We start from the raw sequence: 21,743 nt of genomic DNA, 5'->3' as shown, positions 1-21,743 counted from the left end.
CAAAAAGGGTTTCCCTTTCAAAAAGTCCTTTCGATATCGCCAATCCCGTCAAAATCGAGGTCTTCGCTGCGGGAAATCACCGCCTCGGAAGCATCGTAATTTTCCCAGAGATCCGGTTTCCCATCGCGGTTTCTGTCTTCGGCCACCCGTTCGATGCGCCCCTCGGGGCTGTAGTGGAACCACACATCGGTCTTCCCGTCACCATCGGAATCCTTCTCGGCCTCGACGGCCTTTTCGTTTTCATCGAAACGCCAGGTAAGCGTTGCACCCGTCTCACCCGCAAGGACCTCCCGCGACCATTCGATACGCCCCCGTTCGTCATAGGCCTCCTCGAAAACCAGGCGGGTTGGATCGCCGTCGAAAAGCGTTTTCAAGCGCAGGACGTCGTCCGAATAGGCATAACGCTCCTCGGGCTGCCCATCGCCGCTTCGATCCACCTCGGTGACCATGGACCATTTTGCATGGTCGAAACGCTGTGCGGTTTCGAAGCGACCGTCATGGTCCGTGTCTAACTGGATGGTCGACCGTTTTCCATTCACGTAAACCGTCTTCGCATCGACCTTGCCGTCGTGGTTCCGGTCCTGCTCGGTGCGGCTCAGATTCCCGGCCGCATAAACCTCCCAGGTATCCTTCCGACCGTCCTGGTTGGTGTCCCGCTCGGCCTTGGCAATGCGACCTTCCCGATCGAAGTGGATCGTCTGCTCGGGCCGGCCGTCACCATCCTCGTCGATCGTTTGCCGCGCAGGGTGGCCGCCCTTGTATTCGGTGAAAACGATCCGGCCTTTTTCAGTCTCCTCGACACTGAGGATCTCACCCTTCAGAAAGCGGGTGGTGCGGTGCCTTTCGCGGACGACAAGCGGCCGGCCGGCGCTGTCGAATTCGGTGATCCGGTCCATCCGCCCGTCATGATCGGTATCCTCCTCGCGGGAAACGGGTTTGCCCTGCTTGAAGCTCAACTCCACATCATACACTCCGTCCCCGTTCGTATCCTGTCTGTCGAGCGTTGGATGGCCGCCGCTGTATTCCACGATCCGCTCCGGGGGAGACGCTCCATCCTGATCCACCTCCTGCCGGATCAGTTCCCCGCCGCGGTAGAACCGGACCGTTTCCATACGCCCGTCTTCGTCCGAATCATGCAGGCTCTTTTCGGGCTGCCCCTGGCTGTCGTAGTAAACCACCTGATCCAGGCGGCCGTCGCCGTCCCGGTCCGTCCGCTGCTCTTTCGGCTGTTCGTTCTGAAAATCCTGCCACATGTTCACGCGGCCGTCGCCGGTCGTATCCCGTGTGATCCGCTGGATCCTGCCCTCCTGATATTCGGAGATCATATCCATGCGGCCGTCACCGGTCGTATCGCGCTCCCAGCGAAGAGGCCGCTCCTCCGGATCGAATAGAACGACGTCCGTTACCCGTCCCTTCGCGTCAACCTTTTCCTGGCGCACCCGTTTGCCGTTCTCGAGGAAGTGGCTCTCGTTCCGTTTTCCATCCCGGTCGACATCCTTCTCGATGCGCACCAGCACGCCCTTTTCATAGTGCTGCCGGGTTTCGAAAAACTCATCTCCGTCAAAATCCACCTCAAGCAAAACGACGGTTCCGGATGCATCCAGGTGGGCGATGCGGTCCATCCGCCCATCGCCGTCCGCATCCTGCCTGACGACCCGCTCCTCACCGAAGGCCTCGCCTGGCCGCAGGCCCCCCGACAAAACGAAACAGATACTCGCGGAGAAGACGACCATACATACAGCCCGCCTCCATCCGAAAACAGCATCGTTCGATTTCCGTGGCAGTCTCCGCCCTACCCTCCAGGATGAGAATCGGCTGACTGCCACACCGTCCGTATGATTTCTCATCGCACACACATCAAGCCTCATGTAAACCACCGCCTTTTTCCCCCGGGCGCAGAGACAAAAAAAGCCACGAAGCGACCGAGGACCGCTCTTGGCGATCCAGGCCTTCGTGGCCGTTCTTTCTCTAAAACAGGAGATTGAATCCTTCGGCAGGGTGCCTTCTTGACACTCTATGTTGTTTTTCTACTCATTGTCAGCCGAGGTGTCAACCACTAATTCGTTTCCATACGGAAATGGCTTTTTTGCGAATCTCGGCGTCAATCTGCACGTTTGCTTGTGCGGCGGCCACCAGGTCGCCTCCGCGCAAACGCTTGATTTTCTCTCTATTGGCAAACCGGGACCCACCGCCAAGCGGTGGGACTGAGTACACGAAGCGTGTGAAGAAAAAATCCTCATTTCCGGATTGGAAACCGGGTCGTGCTGGATAAAGCATTTCCGGATGGACACAAACCCGAACCCGCCAAGCCGCAGCGGAACAGCACGGCAACGCCCGTCAAGAGGAAACCATTCACGGGCGGGAGGTCCGACTATACGCCGGTTCAAAGGCTCAAAAAAAAGCGGGCACCCCGCGATGGGCTACTCGCTCAATAATTCCAAGCTGCGCCGGACGCCTCCCCCCTCCTGGAAGGGAATCAGCGATGAAGGTGACCCAGCCCGCTTTTCAATTTTCTGGTCGGGACGAGAGGATTTGAACCTCCGACCCCCTGAACCCCATTCAGGTGCGCTTCCAGACTGCGCTACGTCCCGGACACATAAGGTCTTTATTTATATCCCTCTCCCGATTCTTGTCAAGCCTTAAATCCTCTGTCCACCTATTTCATCTGCGCTTTCCGCGGATAAAGGACCTTGTCAGCCGGCTTCCCTGCGGGTACAATCTCTTCCATCATTTTAAGCCCGCGAGGGTTCATCCCGGTTTCGGAGGAGTTTTCACCATGGTAGGCCATCAACTGCTCAAAGCGCTCATTATCGAAAAGGACATGGAAACCGCCCAAACGATCCAATCCATCCTCGAAAAACGAGGCATCGCCGCTTCAATCGAACCCAGCGCAGAAAACGGACTGCGGGTTTTAAAAGGAGGTCCGGTTGCAATGGCCTTTGCCGGAAAAGCCGAAGAGGGTATATCCCCTTTGGAATTGATGCGCAAAATCGTCATCCAGTCGCCCATGACATCCCTGATCCTCATCTCGGAGCTCAGCGAGGCGGAACTGCACGATAAGGCTGAGGGTTATGGCATTCTGGGCAACATCCATCCACAGCACCCGGCCGAAGGACTGGACAAACTCATCGACACCTTCGAAAACATCCATCAGGCCTTAAGCGCCCGGAAATAATCAGCTGACGCACAGACAACCAGCGCCGAGTCCCGACCCGCGCGGGTTATGCATGCCCGTTCGAAGATCTTCAAGACAAAAAGGTTGGTTTTCGTTTGTGGCAGAGGGATGGATGGGATTTTGGAACGGGCCTCGCGCGATCGCAGAGGCCCGACCGATTGGAAAGCACTTTGCAGCCCCGGACGGGAAACCCGGTTGTGCTGGATCATCGTTCCCGGAGCGTATTGGCTAGGGTTCCAGATCCTTTCGAAGGTTGATGAAGCTGCTGCGGTCGAAGCCAAGCGTCTTGAAAAAGGACAAAAGATCCACGGAATCCCACCGGACAGAAGTGAAAATATGGGTAATGCCTTTGTCCCTGTAAATGCGCAGGATCTCTTCGGCCAACGCCTTGCCGATCCCCTGCCCCATAAATCTTGGATCCACGCCCAAGGAGGCAATCCAGGCGCTCTTTTCGAGTCCGAAACCGCTGTAGATGAGGTAGCTGATCATATAGCCGGCAACGTCACCATCGACTTCGGCCACGCAGCTGATGTCTTCGTCTTTCCTGACCATCTCTTTGATGATATGGCAGAAATCGATCCGTGAAGGCTTCTTGATGATCGCAGAATCAATCCGCCCGAGGGCATCGGCATCTTCAACCCGTATCTTTCTGATCAGTAACCTATCGACCACTTTCAGCCCTGTCTTCTGAAAATCACCTGTCCATCAGGTTAATCGATTCTGATAATCTTGACCCTGCATCCCACCCAATCGGGCGGAAGGTAAACCCGGCCGCTGTTTCCGCTCAGCTTGACATATTTCTCGACCATCTCCTCGCCATAGACCTCGAATTTGACCTTTCCAGTGACCATGGCGTCATCGACGGGAGCGGCTTCACTTTTAGGCTTTTTCTCGTCAGGCATCGTGCAGTTTCTTCGGGTATAGGATCACTGACCGCCATCAGGATGCGAAAGATTATTGGAAGAGGCTTTCAGGACGCCCGTCTCGTCTTTCTCAACACAAGCCCTTTCGGCACATGAGCCCCAAGACCTTTTCGTGGACAAAAACGCGGCGCACAACCTAACACCGTTCGAGATCCAACTCAGCCTAAGAAGCCCGCCCAGCCTCTTCTCCAAGATGGTACCGCGCTCATGACCGCACAAATCGTCATAAGACAGGTAACCGCGACACCTCGGACACCCCGCATTTTAAGGAGGGCCGACAGAGAAATTCAAAGGGCAACCTGACTGCAATTTAGCTATAAAGTGGCTACCTGTCAAGGAAAAAACAATAGATCAAATATACATATTCTTACATACAAAACAAAAATCATCCTTAATTTTCAAAAGCATTATTCCACAGTACAGCGTTTGAAAATAAAACCGCTCCAACATCGATCCCCATCATCGAATCGCAGAAGGTGTCATGACGTGGTTCAGAATCAGGGCATACCCGCGCACCAAGAACATAACACGGAAGGAATACGGTGTCCGGAATCGGTCGGCAAAGACCGATATTCAGATAAGGGAACGTAGGAGAGGGGCTCCTGCTCGAGCCTGCAAGGACCCCCGGGTTGATCAGGGTCGCTCTCCGCACATAATCCCGGAGTCATTCGGGCCCCTGAAGGCAAGCCTTTCGATGTTTCCGAGACCTGCATCGGCCATGATATCCCGAATCTCCGATTGCGCGTAAGACCGCCCATCGCTGGTGTTCACCAGCATGTTCAGGGCGAATAGAGCGGGGAACAGCGGCCCGTCGAAGCTGTCGTCCATGATGAACTCGTGGATGAAAAGAAGGCCCCCTGGCTCCAGGGCATTTACTGCCTTGGCCACGATCCTGGCCGCGCCCTCCGGTCCCTCTGCGTGCAGGACATGAGAAAGCCAGGCCGCATCGTAGGAACCGGGAATCGGGTCACAATGATAATCCCCTGCGGCAAAACCAACCCGATCTTTAACCTCGAACCGTGCGATGGTTTGCTCGGCAAAGGGTCGGGTGTCTGGCAAATCGAAGACAACAGCTCGCAGTTCCGGGTTTTGAAGGCAGAAGTGAATGGCATAGGTGCCTGGACCCCCGCCGATATCGATCATTCGGGAGCGCCCCATCAGATCGATCCTCTTGACCAGATCAGGAGCAATCCCCATCGCGAGATTGAACATCCCCATGAGAAAGCTCTCGCGCTCCCGCCCTTCCCTCAACCCCTGCCGCTGCGTCGGCTTCCCGGTCCTGACGGCTTCATCGAGCCTGGACCAGGGCTCCACCAGAAAGTGATGGTGCATGATCATATGCCCGATATACTCAGGCGAATCCTCGACAAGAAACTGCCGGGCTTCATCCGAGGGCGTGTAAAAGGCTCCTTTTTTTTCGACCAGGCCCATAGCAGCGAGCGCGTTCAGGAGATAAGTAAGCGCCCTAAGGGCAACGCGATAACGTTCGGCCAACTCCTCGACGGTGGATCTCTCGTCCTCCAGCCACGAAAAAACCTTCAGCTTGACTGCGGTCTGAAGTGCGCAGCCCTGCCAGTAAGCCCCGGACACCCCCAGTAGCCGGCCTGATGTCCAGTGCTCATGGCCCTTCATAACGCCTCCAGCCTGCCCCGAACGGAGGCGACAAGCGTTTGGAGATTCTCTTCCCCCAGCTCCAACAAAAACCCCAGATCACTATCCGTCTGCAGGAGTTTCTGGAGAATTTCAACCAGCTCTTGCTTGGTCATTTGCGGCTCTCTTCTCCCGTTTCCAAAAAACCTCTCAAATATCCCCTCTGACCTCGTACCATATCGGAAAAAACATTCCTTTTCGACCGTCATCCAAAGTGAGCCTATTCCAAGGGGTTCTCCCCCCCACCATTCAAACTCAGTCGTTCGTCACGGAATCCATTATGAAGCCGGCAAAGCGCCTCCCAAACTTCAGGAATCCCATGCATCACCAAAAAAGCACCTTCTTCGGAAGCAACTGCAAAAAGCGGCGGCAATCGGTCGCGCTATCTTTAGAGCAAAAATCCGTTTTCGTCAATCGTATTTCCAGCATCATGTCTTTGCCTCAGTTGGATAGAGCTGAGCAGCCCTTCAATTTGAACAATAATGTTGATAGGATCATTTGTCATTCGGAACCGATCAGCAATGCCTTCAAAAGTTTCGTCTTTCGCAGGAGGCAGAGGAGCGACCCAACCCGTTGCACAAACGCAACGATCTAGAGTTGAATAGCGTAAAGAGGTAGGGATGAGTCAGCAGGATATCAAACAAAGATTAAAAGCGAACTCAAAATCGATTAAGGATAATCTATCGATCATGCCTGGAATGCCGATTTCAACAAAACAGGGATTCTTCAGGAAGCACTGGATCCCGCTCATTTCATATTCTGCCCGCCAAAATTGCTTTTTTCCAAACCTTTTCCACCTGCCATTTGCTCACTCCAACGTACCGCGCAACCGAGCGGATGCTCCACGTGCCTCCATGGGAAGGTGACTTTCCCATCACCGATCGGACAATCCTTTCGATTTCCTGTTCGCTCAACTTGGATGGTCGCCCGGATCTGGGACAATCCCGCAGGCCACCGAGGCCTTTTTCCCTGTAGCGACTCACCCAACGGTAGACTAGGGCGACACTCACGCCGAGTGAATTCGCCACTTCAGTTGCCGACTTCCCGCGGTCGAAATCCAGTATGATGCGGACCCGGACCGCTACCCGCTTCGAAGCCTTGCTCGACTGCAACCAACGATTCAGTCGCTCGCGGTCGAGATCAGTCAAACTAATTTTTATCCAGCATTTTTCCTTCATGCCCCTTGCTCGTGATCGGCCAGCCGTTGACTATTCTCCTGCAAGCCGTTTCACCAGGTTTGCAGAGTCAGAAACAGTGCCATCGAAACTCAAGGCTCTTCGAACCTACCATCCCTACAAGCAAGCAATTTGCGTGCCTGGCCATCCTGAAAAATCCGTTTCGCGGCCAATCCCTTGTCTTGCACGCAAGCATGAAAACGCGCATACACCAGCCATGTCATAAGCATGCATATCGCTTCTAAAACCCGCAGAAAAAATCAAGCGTACTCCGAGTCAACAGTTTTTCATTTATGCGCAGTTGCTGATCAGAGAGTTATTCTTCCAATACATTTCCAGTTTAATCACATTATTGTAATTCACATATCTTTCACGTAATTGAATAATCTCTCACACATGAAAGTAAAGCAATATACGCTCTCTTATTACAATTATCATTACAACATAATTTCGTATTTCTGAAAGAAAAACCAAAAAGCAAAAAAGCGAGTTGATGTTCGAATTAAAATAATAATAGAAAATCAATTTTGCCAAACAGAAAATTATTTCATTACTTTAGACTCTGCATTTCTAGTAAATACACATTGCATTTTTAGCTATAAACAAATAGTATTATATGCTATTTAGCAAATATATTTTTATATAACTAATTGCAAACTTATTTTTTACAATTTACATTTTATATGTATTGCGTTTTACAAACAATTTTGCAAATATTACAATTGACATAATTTCTATAAATAAAGCAATTAACATTCATTCTGCTAAAACTCGAAATCTTATAGGTGCAATTTAGTTGCATACAAATTATAAATAACCCAAAAAACTCCAATCTTGCTCTATATTTCTACTTCAAAACTCTGGGGCCTAATTTGTGCGACCATATCATTGATTCATTTGATGTGTGCACAAAATTTTCCGGACATCCGAATATGGATTCTGCCGTCTACATAACGGATTAAATCATTTCATCTAGCCCCTTGTACTTTATTACTTGACATCGAAGAAAGAGTCCCATATAGACATATTAAAGTTTTACTCTAAATTTCGGTGCACAATACTTATCACTAGAAGAAGCCAAACCCATCGCGAGATGGGGACGGAAAGCCACGGATCTCTCGGAGATAGCCGGGTTGCCTAGTAGCGGGCAACTCGGCTTTTTAATTGGTTGACCGACCCAGTTTTTTTGATATCCTTATTCATATCCAGCCATTATTAAGCTTGGTCGTTGGTTGATGGCCCATCGCTAGCCCAACAAGCATACTCGCTGGGTTTCAGAAAAAGCCAAACCCTCTGTAAAGAGGGGGCGGAAAGTCACGGGTCTGAAAATGACAGCCGGACTGCCTGAATCCTTCAGGTAGTCCGGCTGTCATTTTTATAGGGTAGTTTCCATCCGGAAATGGTCTTTTTTGCCAATCTCGGCGTCAATCTGCACATTTGCTTGTGCGGCGACCTACAGGTCGCCTCCGCGCAAACGCTTGATTTCCTTGATATTGGCAAAAAATCCTCATTTCCGGATTGGAAACTGGGTTGTACCGGGAAATCATTTCCGGATGGAGACTAGGGTAACTAATCGAAATATCGCATGAAATTTGCGCACCTCAAACATTTCTCTAAATTCGACACCAAACACCATACCCTGACCTGGATTATAGTGGGACATTTAATCTTAACTGAGACACTTCATAATTGGCATTCAAACAGAAATGGACTTCCCACTTGTTTTAATTCAAGGAGAAAAACAATGAAAAATCGTTTTCTTGGTTGTGTTTTGTTTTCTATCGTTTGCCTCTCCTATTCAATAGCCACTGCACATGACATAATTGAAATATCCACTACGGGGTCTAATGGACATACCAGCATACATATTTTTGAATATATTGGTGTCACTTACAACTATGAATCTAAAACATCGACTTGGTGCTATAAAGTTACATCCGGAACAAGCCCATCGCTAAGCCATTGGAATTTGATTCTTCCAGATTGCTTTATTGAAGAGAATGTTCTCCAATCTAATGAAGTTGTCGAATGGGTTGATAAAAATGGCATCAAATTTGATCAAGGTTATCAGGATGGAGAATCAAGAACTGTATGTTTCACAACAGATAATTTATATCCGGTAAAAAGCAATTCACTTTATGTTATTGCAAAGGCTTCTACGTCTGAAGTGACTTCAACTGACTTAATTACCGGGCCCGATTGCTATGTCAATGGATCCATCACCGCATTCAAGTTCGAAGACATCGATCAGGACAAGGTCCAGAGCGCCGACGAGGAACCCCTTTCCGGCTGGGAAATGACCCTCTACTCCGGTTCCAACTGCCAGACCGGCGAGGAGATCGGCCCCCCCGTCAATACCGACGCCAACGGCAATGCCCTCTTTGACAACCTCGCCCCAGGCGAGTACTCCGTCAAGGAAACCCTTCAGTCCGGATGGGGCGCTTCCACCAGCCTCTGCCAGAACATCACCCTCCAGCCAGAACAACCCGCCACCATCACCTTCGGTAACTACCAGCTTCCTGGATCCATCACCGCCTTGAAGTACTGGGATGAAGATGCAAATGGAGTGAGAGATATAAATGAAATTGGCATCTCAGATTGGGAAATGCAACTCTACGAAGGTCACGGCTGTAATGATCAAAATGCGACAACAACGATCATGACAACCAACGGAGATGGTATCGCCACCTTTTCGGACCTCTCTCCGAGCGAGTATTCCATCAGAGAAATCATCCCACCGGACGAAGGCTGGGTTGCCGTCAACGGAACTTGTCGTGATGTAACACTGGGCCGAGGTGAGTCAGTCCAGGTTGAATTCGGCAACCAGCTCGTTATCGGTGAAATAAAGGGACGCATCGAGGTGCTAAAGTTTTACGATCTAAATGGTGATGAAATCCAGGACGATGGAGAACAGGATCTGCCCGGATGGACCATGAAATTGTACAGTGGCTCTGGTTGCGTAACTGAGCCCTATCTGCAGGAAGCCGAGACCGGCCTCGATGGCACCGTCGCCTTCATAAACCTCGCACCGGGAACCTATTCCGTCCAGGAAGTGCTCCAGGATGGATGGGAGGCGACCAACGGCACCTGCAAAGACGTCATTATCCCGCAGGAACCTGAAAATCAGACTGTGACCATCTCTTTCGGCAACCGCGAACTTCGCAGCATCACCGCCCTGAAGTTTTATGACGATAATCTGGACGGCGTGAAACAGATTGATGAGGAGGTTATTGAACAATGGCCTATCACCCTTTATGAAGGGGAGGCGTGTGACGGTGAACCCTTGCAGCAACTGTCGACCGATGAGAACGGTGTCGCCCTATTCGAAAATCTTTCCCCTGGGACCTATTCTATCCAGGAATTCGTTCCCGACGATTGGGAAACGTCAACATCCGTTTGTCAGACAATCTCTATCGTGGAGAATAGTGCAGACATTCTTTTCGGAAACAGGAAAGAGATCACCGATCCAAACGGCCCCCCCCCTCCGCTTCCAGTGCCTACGATGTCCCATTTGGGCCTGACTGTCTTTGCGCTGCTGGCTGGCGGCCTGGGCGCCCTGGCAGTGCGCAGGAAAGGCGCTTCACCGTTCAAGAAAGGCCCCGCAAAGTAATCCTGCTCCAGCACCCATCGGCTCAAAATATAGAGGGGTGCTGGTTTAAACATTTAAAGATGCCCTCGCGGAAAATGGACCGCCTGGTGCTTGACCCCGATGCCGAACGCGCAGAACAATTCAGAGGGGATACGTGGTCAGGAAACCCTTTCAGTCAGAAGAATTCGATTTTTTTTAGCTTTGAAGTTGGTTTCCAGCCAGCGTATAAAAAAAGCGCAATCTGTCACAGATTGCGCTTTTTTTATGGCTTATGGTGCCGAAGGCGAGATTGCCCTAAGAGGACATAAGCTATTGAAATAACTCGATCTGGTCTCTTCATAGTTGATGGAAAATTTCCCCATTCTGCAACCCATCCGCAACCGATTTCCATGCTTTGCAAAGCCCCTGAGTAGGATCAGATCAGGGGCTTTTTCATCCCTTCCAAGCGGAACGTCGCAACATCCAAGAGGAACTGGAGGAATCTCATGATACGGGGAAATCATTCCGGCAGATCGGGCGTGAGATCGCCGCCGAGATCGAGCGGATCTTTGAGGCGAGGGTGAAGCCGAGAACCATCGAAAAACAAGCTGAACGAAGTGCGACAAATGTCGCACCCACCCAAACCTCGCACCAACCGGGCGTTTCAGGTGGTGACAGGTGGGGACAGCCGATTCAATGGGATCATTGTGACCCATTTGTTTTGCTGCCTACCGCCCGGCAAGACAGCCGATGCAATTGGAATGGGGCCACTTTGACCTATTCCCAATTTAACATTTTAAATTCATCGCAAAGCAATTGATATTCTTGACTAAGAGCCGATGCCGTGTATTGGCGATATGCCGCATAATGTGTCTCGCGAGACAAAATATATCTATAAATTCTTGTATATGTAGAAGCCGAGGAACATTACTGCATGTCTCATGAAGTGTCTCATTAAAAAGCTAGATCATTTTGGACCGTTCGCACCAACCGCATCACTTTAACACATTCCCACTTGAACATTTTAAATTCATCGCAAAGCAATTGATATTCTTGATCAAGATCAGATGCATTCTGGTTGACCGCAAAAAAAAACGGGGGAAAAGCGAAAAAAAGAGCTTCTAAAATCCGCATAGGTAGAAAGGGAAAAATATTACAGTATGTCTCACAAAGTGTCTCACTGCACCGAAGCGGGCATTAACAGTAGCTGGCATTAACAGTCAGTTATAACTGTAAAAAACAGAGCTAAATGCAATAGAACATTCTGTATTAACAAAAATTTAGGAGTCAAACCCCATTTTATTTTTTTTCAAAAAATATCGCAAGACGAAATCACAATAATAACAATGTCTTCGCTACAGGAAGCCGTAATACATCGTATAACAAAGGGCATATTTTGGTGATAAAACCCCCTAATGGTAGGGGAGAAGTTTTTTTTGCACCGTAAGACCGACGAAGATTCAATAAGCCCGAGCAGACATTGCACGGGCTTTTTTTGTGCAGCCAGGATCGAAAAAAAATATTTTTGGAGGATGAATTTTTCCTCCCTTAGATGCCTCCCTGAATGCCTTCCTTAGCTGCCTCCCTGAACGCCATTTGACAAGTGGTTCCGCATAGTTATACCGTGCGGCTCATGGACGCAATACAAACAAGCAGGAGGGTCTCGGGGGTCGGCAGTGTTGGTCGCTTGCAGCCACCGGCGACGAATTTACAACAGCCCGCACGGATCTCCGCGAGGGCTTTTTTCATGTCCGCAGAAAGGGGGGAGCGGACTGGTGAGATTTTGGTGAAAATCTATCAAATAAACTTTCAAGGAGGAACACATGGATACATCGCGTCAGAAGGAACTCATACGGAAGCGCAAATCATTGGTCAAACTTCACTATGGAACCTATAGGGAATTTTCGCGTGAGACCGGCTTATCCACCACAACCATCGCTGATACGCTAAACGGACATCGTGTCCCTGATGCAGCCGAAAAAACATACTGGTCGAGGAAATTAAAGACAAGTGTTGATGAGCTTTGGGGATAGGGGGGGCACCATGAGTGATAAGGAATGGATGCGGGTCAAGACTGTAGCGCAGTACGCTGATATCTCCCCGCGTACTGCACGGGAATGGCTGAAACGGGGGCTCAAACACTCACGTTTGCCGTCCGGGACTGTTCTCGTGAAAAAAGAATGGGTCGATGGATATTTGGAGCAATACAGCGGACATGATGATGTGGTTGATGGAATCGTCAAAGAGATGACAGAGGGCTTATGCTGACACGCGAGCAATACGAAGCGACACAGGACTTGGCTGCGGCTGAAGCCCGGCAGGGACTTGGGCCAAGGCGGAAGGTCCGAAGACGTCCACCGCCGGAACTCAGGCGGGCGTGGGACGCGATGAAATTGACAAGTCAGCCCAAGACAGGGACGGAGGATCAAGATGAACGCACAGAACGAACCTAGAAAAGGCAACCCCGTGGTGACTGCCATCACCACGGGGCGCAAACAACATAACTCACTCCTAACTGATGAGAATGGATCACTTCCACAAGGATGTCAAGCCGAAAAACAACCCAACGTCATCATAGAGGCCGCCCACCTATATGCGGCATCAGGCTTTTCCGTGCTCCCCACCGGACTCGACAAGCGCCCGCATCGGGGGGTTTCGTGGGATCGTTACAAGGCGGAACGGCTGCGTCCATCGGAAGTCGATCGGGTCTTTCGGGGAGCTCCGGGCGTAGCGGTTATTTGTGGAAAGGTCTCGGGGAACCTGGAGGTGCTTGACTTCGATGCTGGCGGAGCTCTGTTCGATGAGTGGGCCGCCCTCGTGCCCGCCGATCTTCTGGAACGCCTGGCTATCGAGCGGACCCCGTCGGGGGGCGTGCATGTCTGTTATCGTTGCGCGGGCGATGTCTCGGGGAACTCCAAGCTGGCCTTCATTATTAAAGAGGGCAGGCCGGAAATAGCCATTGAGACCAGGGGCGAAGGCGGTTATGCCTGCACGGACCCGACGCCGAACTACTCGTTTTTCCAGAACACCCTTCATGCTTTAGTCACCGTTTCGGCCGAGGATCGAGAAATCTTGCTCGAAGCCGCCCGGAGCCTGAACGAGCACATTCCGGTGCTCCAAGAGGCTCAGAAGCCGTCCAAAATGAAACCCGGCGAAGCGCTGCGCCCTGGCGACGATTTCAACGAGCGCGGCGACGTGCGAGCGCCTTTGCTTGATGCTGGATGGACACCGGAGGGTCATGGGAATGTGAACGGAGCTCCGGCGGAGTACTGGACTAGGCCGGGGAAGAAACGGGGCCGATCTGCGACTCTCATTGAAGGCCGAGTATTCTACGTGTTTTCGACGAATGCATGGCCATTTGAGGGTGAGAAGGCATACACAGCGTTTGCAGTCTACGCCCTCCTGAAGCATTCCGGGGACTTCACTGCAGCGGCGAGGGCTCTGGCGCGCGAAGGTTACGGAACAAGCCCAGCTGTCCCAGTCACCACGGAGGGTAATGAGATCTCCCCCGACGATATAATCAAAGCTGCTTTCGAAGGGCAAAAAGGAGCAAAAAATCTCCTCATCCGGCTCAGACGCGGAAGGCTTGTCTTCGATCATGCGGCCGGGGAGTGGTTCACGTGGGATCAACACTTTTGGGTGCCCGATCCGCACGGCGAGCCCGTTGCCGCCCTCGATGACGTCCAGGCTCTCTTCGAGGCTGCGAGAGCATATTGCAGCGCTGAGATCGTTCTCCTGGCGGAGAAGCTCAAGATCAACACGGATGAGATCGCGCAAAGGCAACTGAAGACTCAGCAGGCTGACATTGAAGCCAGGGAAAAAGCGGTGATGGTGCAAGTCAGGAACCTGAACCTGATCGCCTACCGCAAGGCAGTCGCCGAGTTTGCCACGATCGGTCGTGATGGACTAGGCATATCCGGCGAGGAATGGGACCGGCACCCCTGGCTTCTGCCCTGCCTCAACGGAGTCGTCGACCTCAGGACGGGCAAACTCCGGCCGGGCTCACCCTCAGACTGCTTGAGAACAGTGTCACCCACCCCTTATGACCCCAACGCCCAGTGCCCGCAATGGCAGCGAACCCTCGGGGAAATTTTCGACCAGGACCATAACCTTGTGGACTTCATGCGCCGCATCCTGGGCATGTCCCTGGTTGGTGAAACCATCGAGCATGTCCTCATCGTCCTCTATGGGGCGGGCCGCAACGGGAAAGATACTATCCTCAGCGTGATCGGGAGCATCCTCGGGCCACTGGCTGGTCCAGTGCAGGCTGAACTCCTCCTCGATCAAGGAAAGCTTCGATCATCTTCCGGACCGTCCGCCGACATCGTAGCGCTGCGTGGGCGACGGTTGGCCTGGGCATCCGAGACGAGCGAGGGACGAAGGATGGATGCGGGGCGGGTCAAATGGCTGACAGGGGGCGGTCATCTCGTCGGTCGTGCCCCGTATGGCCGGCGCGAGATGTCATTTCCACAGTCGCACACTCTTCTTGTGCTCACCAATAGCAAGCCTCACGCGCCAGCAGACGATTATGCACTGTGGAAACGGATACATCTGGTGCCTTTTAGCATCTCCTTCGTCGATGATCCGCAAGCAGCCCATGAACGGAAGGCCGACAAGGGACTCATGGAAAAGCTGAAGACTGAAGCGGCGGGCATTCTAGCCTGGATGGTGCAGGGCTGTCTCGAATGGCAGCGAGAAGGCCTAAGCCCGCCAGCCGTCGTCCAAGAAGCAACCCTAGCCTATAAGACCGCCGAAGACCTCATTGAGACTTTCCTTGAGGACGTTTGTATTAAGGATGAAAACGCGGTCGTCTCAGCTCGAAGTTTATACGATACCTATAAAGCTTGGTGTGACGGCAATAGCATCAAACCGATGAGCGGCACAGCCTTCGGCGAGAAGATGGGGAGGCGCTTCGACAGAGTGCTACCACGTATTCATGGGAAGCAGCAGAAAGCATACAAAGGCGTCGGCATCGCTGTGGCACAGTGATAACCCCGATTGGACATAGTGTTACCGGTGTTACCAGTTAGAGCCTTTTTGCAGTAATTTTCTTAGATAGAAAAAAAGAGGTTCTTTATAGGGGTGTTTCTTGCAAAAAGCCCTCAACCGGTAACACCGGTAACACAACCACCATGCCACCAATGAATTGTCATACAAATTTAACCAATTATGACGGAGGAAACAAACATGAGCGGACGAGACCTTTATCATGCGCACCAAATCATGATGAGAAATCTCATCGAGCGCCAGCAGGACGGAACCGCACCGATCAGGTTCATGCGGGCCGTGACAGCGAACAGGGCCGAAGGCGGTCCATCAACCGGAATGTCAACAGGCTGGACGCCGGTCCCCGCCGGAGATTTTGAGGCGGCGCTCCTTCTCCCCGCTCGCCTATCACGAAGGGAAGCCCTGGCATGTGCACGGGCGATCATCAAGAGGTTGGTGCGCACCCCTGACAACCATTTCCGATGCCCTGACGACTTCGAGCAGGAACTCGTGAGCGACGCCCTCGCCGTGGCGGCCGGGAGTGATACGCCCTGGTTGCAGGCGGATGTCGATATACCTTTTTGAGGAATCCCATGCTTATCGAAATCTCCAAGGAACTCAAGATCGACGGGCCGCCCGATTTCTTCGAGCGGGATCTCATGGCTCGGCTGAGCTTTCAAAACCCGGCATTCCTAGAAGCCACCGAACGCGGTCGATGGACGGGGAACATTCCATGCACCATCGCGAGTTACACGCGGGATGATCTTAGCCGCCTGACGGTGCCGAGAGGCTTCGCCCGGCAGTTGTGCATCATAGCCCGGATGGAGGGTATCCCTTTCACCATCAAGGACCAGCGCCGGACTCTAGAGCCTGTGGATTTCGCCTTCACGGGCCGGTTGTGGGACTTCCAGGCTAACGCTGTTCAATCTGTCTTGGCTCATGACTTCGGCACCCTGGCCGCGCCCACAGGCTCCGGCAAAACCGTCATGGCCCTAGCGATCATTGCCGCCCGCCGGCAGCCGGCGTTGATCCTGGTGCATACCCGCGAATTGGCCGCGCAATGGGTTGACCGTATCGGTGCTTTCCTCGGGATACCAGCAACCGACGTCGGCATGATCGGCTCGGGAAAGAAGCGGATCGGCGAGCGGATAACCGTCGCCCTGGTTCAGTCTCTTTATAGGTGCGCGTCGGACGTGGCACAGCACGTCGGGTTCATCGTGGTCGATGAATGTCACAGGACGCCCAGCCGGACGTTTACGGAAGCCGTCGGGGCGTTTGACAGCAGATACATGCTCGGGTTGAGCGCAACACCCTGGCGGCGAGATAAACTGTCTAGGCTCATATTCTGGCATCTGGGCGACGTCGTGCACGAGGTGGACAGGGCCGCCTTGGTCGAGGCCGGGCATCTCGTGGAAGCGGAAGTCGTACAGAGAGAGACGTCGTTCCGGACTGACCTGGACGCTTCCGAGCAGTACAGCCGGGTTCTGAGTGAGTTGACGATTGATCCGGACCGTAACGCGATGATCGTCGCCGATCTTGCAGAGGCTGCCCGAAAAGGTTCGGGGATCTGTCTGGCATTGACCGACAGGAAAGCGCACGTTGAAACGCTGCATGACATGCTCAGAGACCAGGGCATCGAGGCCGCAGCCCTTCACGGTGGATTGCCAGCAAAGGAACGGGGGCGCGTGGTCGATGCTCTTCATGAAGGAAAGGTCCACGTGCTCCTGGCAACCGGGCAGCTGATCGGGGAAGGCTTCGACCTTCCGGCGCTGTCTGCGCTTTTCCTTGCAACGCCCATCCGGTTCAGCGGCAGGGTGCTGCAATATCTCGGCCGAGTGCTGAGACCGGCGCGGGGCAAAGAACGCGCTACGGTCGTGGATTTCATCGACAAAGGTGTGCCGGTACTGCGTGCCAGTGCCGCTGCACGGGCGAAAATTTATAAACATCTTTCAGCAGGGGGATGACATGTTGTATCTAGTGCCGATCGTTCTGACAACGCTTTTCTGGCTCTGCCTGTTTCTTGCAGCCCTTTAGAGCCCTAGTTTTAAAAAAGTCCATACCAACCTATGCCCCCACCGAAGATCGTCGATTCTGGGGCATCCTGGGAAGCCCACTAACCACATAAAGGAGATTTTGTTATGAAGAAAAGACAAGCCCCCACCGCAGAAAACATCAAGGCCCGTATCAAACTCGTTCGTGAAGCCCAGAGATCCCTCGATGAGGAACGGGCACACATTGAGCAGCGGCTCGAAGTTCTTCAGAAGGATCGCATCGCTATCTTGGGTGCTCACGCGATCGGGGAGGCGACAGACGAAGAGGTTCAGGAAGTTCGGACTGAAATCGAGGAATTGCAGGCGCGGCTTAACGAGCTGCCTTTTGCTCTAGAAGGGTTGCAAACGATCTGGAGAACCCTCCATGACCAGCTCGCCCGTGCAGCCAAGGAGCAAGACCAGAAGGATGCTGAGGTCAGATACTTCGAGCTCAAGAAACGCATGGCCAACGGGTCGCTAGCGGTCTTTAATAACAACAAAGGTCGTCTGCTTATCCTGGCAAATGCGTGCGGGAAAGAAGCGGAAGCCCGCAAGTTCATCCGTGATCGCCAAGAGCAGTTCAACAAGATGTCAACAATTGAAAAGACTGAGCTCCATCATGCCGAGCAGAAAATGACCGAAGACACGGACCTTAACGCCTAATTTCGAGACACCCCCCTACTTTTACCGGGGGGTGTCCTTAACTTAAATGAAAACTTAAGAGGACGTCAAGCAATGAATAATAAAAGGAGAATTGACCTAGTCAAGTTAGACAAGCTGCTTCGTGATGGCAAAAGTCAACGAGATGCTGCTAAAGTTTTCGGCGTGACTGAAGCTGCAATTTCGTTGGCACGCAAGCAATTGAAGCGCCGGATAGTCCGCACGGTGGGACTTGAAAAGGCTAATGAGGTCGTAAACAACCACCTGGATATGATGTCGCAGCTACGCAAGATCAACAACGCCATTAACGCTGAACTGACCCGTGCACAAGAAAGCGTCGAAGGTGCAAATGGCCGAGACCGTCTGGCTGTGCAGGAAATCATCATTAAGCTCTCAGCCGAGATCAGGCGGCAATTGGAATCTCAGCTCAAGATTGTCGAGGTGTGGCATGACATGAAGATTGTGGCTGAGTTCCAGGAGGAAGTTTTGAGCGTCCTGGATGAAATGGAACCTGGTGCAAGGGAGAGAGTCATTGGAAAACTGCAAGAAAGAAGCGCTTTACGCGGGACTATTGCGTTCTCTTGACGAGAGGTACAACGCGAATGACAGTGACTTCAGCCGCTACCATGACGATCCGGTGGGCTTCATCGAGGAGGTGTTGGGGGAGCATATCACCAATGACGTCCGGACCCTGTGCGAATCCGTGCGGGATAACGTCATCACCGTTGGACGCTCTGCGAACGCGGTCGGCAAGACGCACGCTATTGCACGGCTTGCAACGTGGTTCTATCTCACTTTCCCCGACAGCCAGGTATATAGTGCGGCCGCGCCACCGCAGGCGAACCTGGAGCGGCTTCTGTGGGGCGAACTCGGCGGCATCCTGGCAAAGCACCCACACCTGTTCGAGGGGCACACCGTGAAGACCCTTCACGTCTCACGCGGACCACAGAGCGGGATCTATGGGGTAACAATTCCGTCCAGCGGGACCGAGAGCGAGAAGATGGCCCGGTTCAGCGGCAAGCACGCGCCGCACCTGATGTTTCTCTGCGACGAGGCGGACGGCATTCCTGACGCGATCTTCACGGCAATCGAGAGTTGCATGTCTGGCGGTCACACCCGGCTTGTCTGCACCTTCAACCCCCGCTCCGAGGTGGGGCATATCGCCCGGATGGAGCGGGAGGGTCGCGCCAAGGTCGTGGAGCTTTCAGCCTTCAGCCACCCGAACGTCACGACTGGCACCGATCAGATTCCCGGTGCCGTCACGAGGGGAGTCACGGTCAGGCGACTCAGCGAATGGTGCCGGCCGCTTGTACCTGGCGAGGCTGAGACGGACAGCTTCCGGCTTCCAGACTTCCTGGTGGGGGCGACCGCTGCAAGCCAATCAGGCCAATCTTATCCCGCATTAGCGCCCGGACAGTACAAGGTGCTTGAGCCCGCCTTTGACTACATGGTGCTAGGGCGCTACCCCGCGCAGGCTTCCACACAGCTTATCAGTCGGGAGTGGATCAGCGCAGCCCGGTCTCGTTGGGATGCCTACGTGGCGCAGCATGGTGAGATTCCGCCGGCCGGGACAAAGGCCGTCATGGGGGTGGACGTGGCCGAGTTTGGCGCCGATGCCAATGTGGCGGCCTTCCGCTATGGTGGGTATGTCGAGCGGCTGATACAGTGGGCAGGCGTGGACATTGCAAGCACCGGGGACAGGGCAACAGATGAATACCGAGCCAGGAAAGTGCTCCGGGCGTGCGTTGATGCGACGGGTGTCGGCGCGGGCGTGGCACCCCAGATGCGGCGCTCTGGCTGTGCGGCCTCGGCGGTGAAGGTGGCGTCTTCACCTACCCAGCGGACCGAACTAGGTGAATTTGAACGCCTGCGTGACCAGTTATGGTGGTCATGCCGGGAATGGCTTCGGACCGATTCCGGCGCGATGTTGCCCCCTGATGAGATGTTACTCGAAGAACTGGCGACGCCCACCTATGAGGTTCGCAACGGCAAGATCAAGATCATGGCGAAAGACACCATGCGGGAGCTGCTGAAGCGCTCCCCGGACCGGGCCGACGCGCTGTGCTTAACGTTTTATCAACCGGACCTGCTGTTTCCAGGGCTATAGGAGGACCGATCATGATCAATATCATCGAGAGCAAACGTAACGAGAAAAACGGAATTTGGACCCTCAAGACCGCTGAGGACGAGAAGTTGCACCTGAGTCACATCTTTGCGGGCATTTCGTGGCCTATCGCCGCGACGCCCGCATACTTCTGCCTGATCGGTTGCGAGCATAGGGATGAAACGCGCTTTGAGGGAAAGGAGACGCCCGAAGGCCGATTGATCCTTTTGACTGAGGCCGAGGTTCCCCCGATCGACCTGACGGGACTGTGCCGTTTGTTTTCCGACGCAACTATCACCTATGGCTGTGATCGGACGTTCGGACCGTCGATGCCCGATGGAAGCGACGCGCAAGACTTCTGTAAATTCCTTCGCGCCTATGTTTGGGAGCACAAGCTATCTGGTGTGCCCATGCCGGAACCGGCACCGTCAGCCGATAACTTCCTGCTTGGCTTGGGTGTCGTGCGGAAGCACACTATCGAGAACGGCCGACTGACACTACCCGATGACTCACCCATCCGGGCACAATTGAAAGGACTGACCGTTCAAGACTTGGAGGACAGACCTGACCAGCGGTTCCATGCTGTCAACGCTGCAAGATTTGCACTGTGCGGCATGGACAAACATGGATACTATCGCAAGCCATTCAAGTTGGTGCGCAGACCCGCGCGTCATATTGGAGGGAACCCTGTAGGGCATTAAAAGCGATAGGCTCAATTGTAGAAGACCGCAGGATGCCACAGAATCGACGATCTACCCTAAAGCCATGTCCTACTATGGCACAAATCGAAATAGACGCTCTAAGATGCTCATTGTCAATGCCGCCCGTCTTGTGCGGTGCGGTATTGACGAACACTTAGGGGATCTCGGCGCGTCATTGCCCGGCAGAAGACTGCAAATCATCCAGCATATAGCCACTGATAAAAACATTGAAAGTAGCAGTACTTGTGTAAGGTACCATAATAACAATATCGCTGCCGCCACTGAAATTGATACCGGAGTTGAATTGTCTTCCGCTTCCGCTTCCTCTATATCGCGGACAGTCATTTTCAGAGATTTGTAAATAGCTAACACCGCTTATTGTCGTTCCAGCAAATATTTCAGTTAGAATATATTTTTTGCCATCTGGCACAGTCATCATAACGATTTCTTGCGTGGTTTCACTGGTCTTCAATTCCTTAAACACACTGACGATGTTGCTCTTATACTGAGGCAATGTGTTTAAAGGGTTAAGCGGCCCTGCGTGGACACTGTTAGAAAGCAAGATCAAGGCGGCAGCAACAATAATGGTTCTCAAATAGGTTTCCGGTCGCATCGGTGTCCCTCCTGGCTCAGTTTATGCGATCATGCTTTGAACTTTTCTTATTGACAGACTGAGTAATCCTTGTCAAGATGAATACGCGTAAATTCATAACCGGAGGGCCATCCGTCAATGGCATTTCGTATTTCTGGAAACATATCGCCCGAAGTGGC

General features: G+C 52.8%; 21 protein-coding genes, 1 tRNA gene and 2 riboswitches. Of the genes, 14 read left to right on the top strand and 8 right to left on the bottom strand.

Annotated elements, in window-relative coordinates; translation table 11 throughout:
- Positions 1–17: 17 nt before the first annotated feature.
- Entirely contained in the window at positions 18–1,733 is a 1,716-nt protein-coding gene (locus tag ACZ500_RS23055) for a hypothetical protein (RefSeq protein WP_464229763.1), read from the bottom strand.
- Positions 1,734–2,016: 283 nt separating this feature from the next.
- Here ACZ500_RS23055 and ACZ500_RS23050 point away from each other — a divergent pair, with 283 nt between their 5' ends.
- Positions 2,017–2,208, top strand: coding sequence for a hypothetical protein (locus tag ACZ500_RS23050; protein ID WP_464229762.1), 192 nt, complete (start codon positions 2,017–2,019; stop codon positions 2,206–2,208).
- 306 nt (positions 2,209–2,514) lie between these two features.
- Here the strand turns inward: ACZ500_RS23050 and ACZ500_RS23045 are convergent.
- Positions 2,515–2,591 (bottom strand) — tRNA-Pro (locus ACZ500_RS23045).
- A 185-nt stretch (positions 2,592–2,776) separates the two neighbouring features.
- Here ACZ500_RS23045 and ACZ500_RS23040 point away from each other — a divergent pair.
- A complete protein-coding gene (locus tag ACZ500_RS23040) occupies positions 2,777–3,175 on the top strand; it encodes a hypothetical protein (RefSeq protein ID WP_464229761.1) in 399 nt (132 codons plus the stop codon).
- A 228-nt stretch (positions 3,176–3,403) separates the two neighbouring features.
- Here the strand turns inward: ACZ500_RS23040 and ACZ500_RS23035 are convergent, their stop codons facing one another.
- From ACZ500_RS23035 to ACZ500_RS23020, 4 genes are all read right to left on the bottom strand, one after another.
- Positions 3,404–3,847 carry a GNAT family N-acetyltransferase gene (locus ACZ500_RS23035; RefSeq protein ID WP_464229760.1) on the bottom strand — a complete coding sequence of 148 codons (444 nt, stop codon included), beginning with the start codon at positions 3,845–3,847 and terminating at the stop codon, positions 3,404–3,406.
- 38 nt (positions 3,848–3,885) lie between these two features.
- Entirely contained in the window at positions 3,886–4,077 is a 192-nt protein-coding gene (locus ACZ500_RS23030; protein ID WP_464229759.1) for a DUF2080 family transposase-associated protein, read from the bottom strand.
- A 654-nt stretch (positions 4,078–4,731) separates the two neighbouring features.
- Positions 4,732–5,730: a methyltransferase gene (locus tag ACZ500_RS23025; RefSeq protein ID WP_464229758.1), complete on the bottom strand. Its 999-nt coding sequence runs from the start codon at positions 5,728–5,730 to the stop codon at positions 4,732–4,734.
- Positions 5,727–5,864: a hypothetical protein gene (locus ACZ500_RS23020; RefSeq protein WP_464229757.1), complete on the bottom strand. Its 138-nt coding sequence runs from the start codon at positions 5,862–5,864 to the stop codon at positions 5,727–5,729. Before ACZ500_RS23020 ends, ACZ500_RS23025 begins: the two co-directional genes overlap by 4 nt.
- Before the next feature lie 504 nt (positions 5,865–6,368).
- On the opposite strand from ACZ500_RS23020, the gene ACZ500_RS23015 reads away from it, so the two are divergent.
- Entirely contained in the window at positions 6,369–6,614 is a 246-nt protein-coding gene (locus tag ACZ500_RS23015) for a hypothetical protein (RefSeq protein WP_464233142.1), read from the top strand.
- On the opposite strand, the gene ACZ500_RS23010 is transcribed toward ACZ500_RS23015, so the two are convergent.
- Complete coding sequence (locus tag ACZ500_RS23010) at positions 6,501–6,926, bottom strand: helix-turn-helix domain-containing protein (protein ID WP_464229756.1); 426 nt, start codon at positions 6,924–6,926, stop codon at positions 6,501–6,503. The genes ACZ500_RS23015 and ACZ500_RS23010 overlap by 114 nt on opposite strands.
- A 1,063-nt stretch (positions 6,927–7,989) precedes the next feature.
- A riboswitch (cyclic di-GMP riboswitch) is annotated at positions 7,990–8,064 on the top strand.
- Positions 8,065–8,196: 132 nt separating this feature from the next.
- Positions 8,197–8,271: riboswitch (cyclic di-GMP riboswitch) on the top strand.
- Between the two features lie 51 nt (positions 8,272–8,322).
- Between ACZ500_RS23010 and ACZ500_RS23005 the strand changes: the two genes are divergently transcribed.
- From ACZ500_RS23005 to ACZ500_RS22955, 11 genes are all read left to right on the top strand, one after another.
- Positions 8,323–8,487 (top strand): hypothetical protein, encoded by a 165-nt coding sequence (locus ACZ500_RS23005; RefSeq protein ID WP_464229755.1) that lies wholly within the window; start codon positions 8,323–8,325, stop codon positions 8,485–8,487.
- A 180-nt stretch (positions 8,488–8,667) separates the two neighbouring features.
- The gene (locus ACZ500_RS23000) at positions 8,668–10,533 is read left to right on the top strand and encodes an MSCRAMM family protein (protein WP_464229754.1); all 1,866 of its coding nucleotides are present in this window, start codon (positions 8,668–8,670) and stop codon (positions 10,531–10,533) included.
- A 1,781-nt stretch (positions 10,534–12,314) separates the two neighbouring features.
- A complete protein-coding gene (locus ACZ500_RS22995; protein WP_464229753.1) occupies positions 12,315–12,524 on the top strand; it encodes a hypothetical protein in 210 nt (69 codons plus the stop codon).
- A gap of 10 nt (positions 12,525–12,534) precedes the next feature.
- Complete coding sequence (locus ACZ500_RS22990; protein ID WP_464229752.1) at positions 12,535–12,759, top strand: helix-turn-helix domain-containing protein; 225 nt, start codon at positions 12,535–12,537, stop codon at positions 12,757–12,759.
- Positions 12,760–12,921: 162 nt separating this feature from the next.
- Positions 12,922–15,480 (top strand): phage/plasmid primase, P4 family, encoded by a 2,559-nt coding sequence (locus ACZ500_RS22985; protein ID WP_464229751.1) that lies wholly within the window; start codon positions 12,922–12,924, stop codon positions 15,478–15,480.
- A gap of 234 nt (positions 15,481–15,714) precedes the next feature.
- Positions 15,715–16,062 carry a hypothetical protein gene (locus tag ACZ500_RS22980; RefSeq protein ID WP_464229750.1) on the top strand — a complete coding sequence of 116 codons (348 nt, stop codon included), beginning with the start codon at positions 15,715–15,717 and terminating at the stop codon, positions 16,060–16,062.
- A gap of 8 nt (positions 16,063–16,070) precedes the next feature.
- On the top strand, positions 16,071–17,441 hold the full coding sequence (locus tag ACZ500_RS22975) for a DEAD/DEAH box helicase (protein ID WP_464229749.1): 1,371 nt from the start codon (positions 16,071–16,073) through the stop codon (positions 17,439–17,441).
- 174 nt (positions 17,442–17,615) lie between these two features.
- Positions 17,616–18,170: a hypothetical protein gene (locus tag ACZ500_RS22970; protein WP_464229748.1), complete on the top strand. Its 555-nt coding sequence runs from the start codon at positions 17,616–17,618 to the stop codon at positions 18,168–18,170.
- A gap of 72 nt (positions 18,171–18,242) precedes the next feature.
- Positions 18,243–18,752, top strand: coding sequence for a hypothetical protein (locus tag ACZ500_RS22965; RefSeq protein WP_464229747.1), 510 nt, complete (start codon positions 18,243–18,245; stop codon positions 18,750–18,752).
- Positions 18,700–20,274, top strand: a complete 1,575-nt coding sequence (locus tag ACZ500_RS22960; protein WP_464229746.1) for a hypothetical protein — start codon at positions 18,700–18,702, stop codon at positions 20,272–20,274. Before ACZ500_RS22965 ends, ACZ500_RS22960 begins: the two co-directional genes overlap by 53 nt.
- Before the next feature lie 11 nt (positions 20,275–20,285).
- On the top strand, positions 20,286–20,972 hold the full coding sequence (locus tag ACZ500_RS22955; RefSeq protein ID WP_464229745.1) for a hypothetical protein: 687 nt from the start codon (positions 20,286–20,288) through the stop codon (positions 20,970–20,972).
- A gap of 172 nt (positions 20,973–21,144) precedes the next feature.
- Here ACZ500_RS22955 and ACZ500_RS22950 read toward each other — a convergent pair whose 3' ends face one another.
- Positions 21,145–21,585: a hypothetical protein gene (locus ACZ500_RS22950; RefSeq protein WP_464229744.1), complete on the bottom strand. Its 441-nt coding sequence runs from the start codon at positions 21,583–21,585 to the stop codon at positions 21,145–21,147.
- Positions 21,586–21,743: the final 158 nt, after the last annotated feature.

Source organism: Desulfatiglans parachlorophenolica (assembly GCF_055394735.1).
The sequence above is the reverse complement of the archived record's forward strand: the minus strand, read 5'-3'. Positions and strand labels throughout refer to the sequence as shown.

What these genes read in the sequence shown, in the direction of transcription:
- ACZ500_RS23055 (WP_464229763.1), bottom strand. Translation starts at nt 1,733, where the DNA reads ATGGTCGTCTTCTCCGCGAGTATCTGTTTCGTTTTGTCGGGGGGCCTG.
- ACZ500_RS23050 (WP_464229762.1), top strand. Translation starts at nt 2,017, where the DNA reads ATGTTGTTTTTCTACTCATTGTCAGCCGAGGTGTCAACCACTAATTCG.
- ACZ500_RS23040 (WP_464229761.1), top strand. Translation starts at nt 2,777, where the DNA reads ATGGTAGGCCATCAACTGCTCAAAGCGCTCATTATCGAAAAGGACATG.
- ACZ500_RS23030 (WP_464229759.1), bottom strand. Translation starts at nt 4,077, where the DNA reads ATGCCTGACGAGAAAAAGCCTAAAAGTGAAGCCGCTCCCGTCGATGAC.
- ACZ500_RS23025 (WP_464229758.1), bottom strand. Translation starts at nt 5,730, where the DNA reads ATGAAGGGCCATGAGCACTGGACATCAGGCCGGCTACTGGGGGTGTCC.
- ACZ500_RS23020 (WP_464229757.1), bottom strand. Translation starts at nt 5,864, where the DNA reads ATGACCAAGCAAGAGCTGGTTGAAATTCTCCAGAAACTCCTGCAGACG.
- ACZ500_RS23015 (WP_464233142.1), top strand. Translation starts at nt 6,369, where the DNA reads ATGAGTCAGCAGGATATCAAACAAAGATTAAAAGCGAACTCAAAATCG.
- ACZ500_RS23010 (WP_464229756.1), bottom strand. Translation starts at nt 6,926, where the DNA reads ATGAAGGAAAAATGCTGGATAAAAATTAGTTTGACTGATCTCGACCGC.
- ACZ500_RS23005 (WP_464229755.1), top strand. Translation starts at nt 8,323, where the DNA reads ATGGTCTTTTTTGCCAATCTCGGCGTCAATCTGCACATTTGCTTGTGC.
- ACZ500_RS23000 (WP_464229754.1), top strand. Translation starts at nt 8,668, where the DNA reads ATGAAAAATCGTTTTCTTGGTTGTGTTTTGTTTTCTATCGTTTGCCTC.
- ACZ500_RS22995 (WP_464229753.1), top strand. Translation starts at nt 12,315, where the DNA reads ATGGATACATCGCGTCAGAAGGAACTCATACGGAAGCGCAAATCATTG.
- ACZ500_RS22990 (WP_464229752.1), top strand. Translation starts at nt 12,535, where the DNA reads ATGAGTGATAAGGAATGGATGCGGGTCAAGACTGTAGCGCAGTACGCT.
- ACZ500_RS22985 (WP_464229751.1), top strand. Translation starts at nt 12,922, where the DNA reads ATGAACGCACAGAACGAACCTAGAAAAGGCAACCCCGTGGTGACTGCC.
- ACZ500_RS22980 (WP_464229750.1), top strand. Translation starts at nt 15,715, where the DNA reads ATGATGAGAAATCTCATCGAGCGCCAGCAGGACGGAACCGCACCGATC.
- ACZ500_RS22975 (WP_464229749.1), top strand. Translation starts at nt 16,071, where the DNA reads ATGCTTATCGAAATCTCCAAGGAACTCAAGATCGACGGGCCGCCCGAT.
- ACZ500_RS22970 (WP_464229748.1), top strand. Translation starts at nt 17,616, where the DNA reads ATGAAGAAAAGACAAGCCCCCACCGCAGAAAACATCAAGGCCCGTATC.
- ACZ500_RS22965 (WP_464229747.1), top strand. Translation starts at nt 18,243, where the DNA reads ATGAATAATAAAAGGAGAATTGACCTAGTCAAGTTAGACAAGCTGCTT.
- ACZ500_RS22955 (WP_464229745.1), top strand. Translation starts at nt 20,286, where the DNA reads ATGATCAATATCATCGAGAGCAAACGTAACGAGAAAAACGGAATTTGG.
- ACZ500_RS22950 (WP_464229744.1), bottom strand. Translation starts at nt 21,585, where the DNA reads ATGCGACCGGAAACCTATTTGAGAACCATTATTGTTGCTGCCGCCTTG.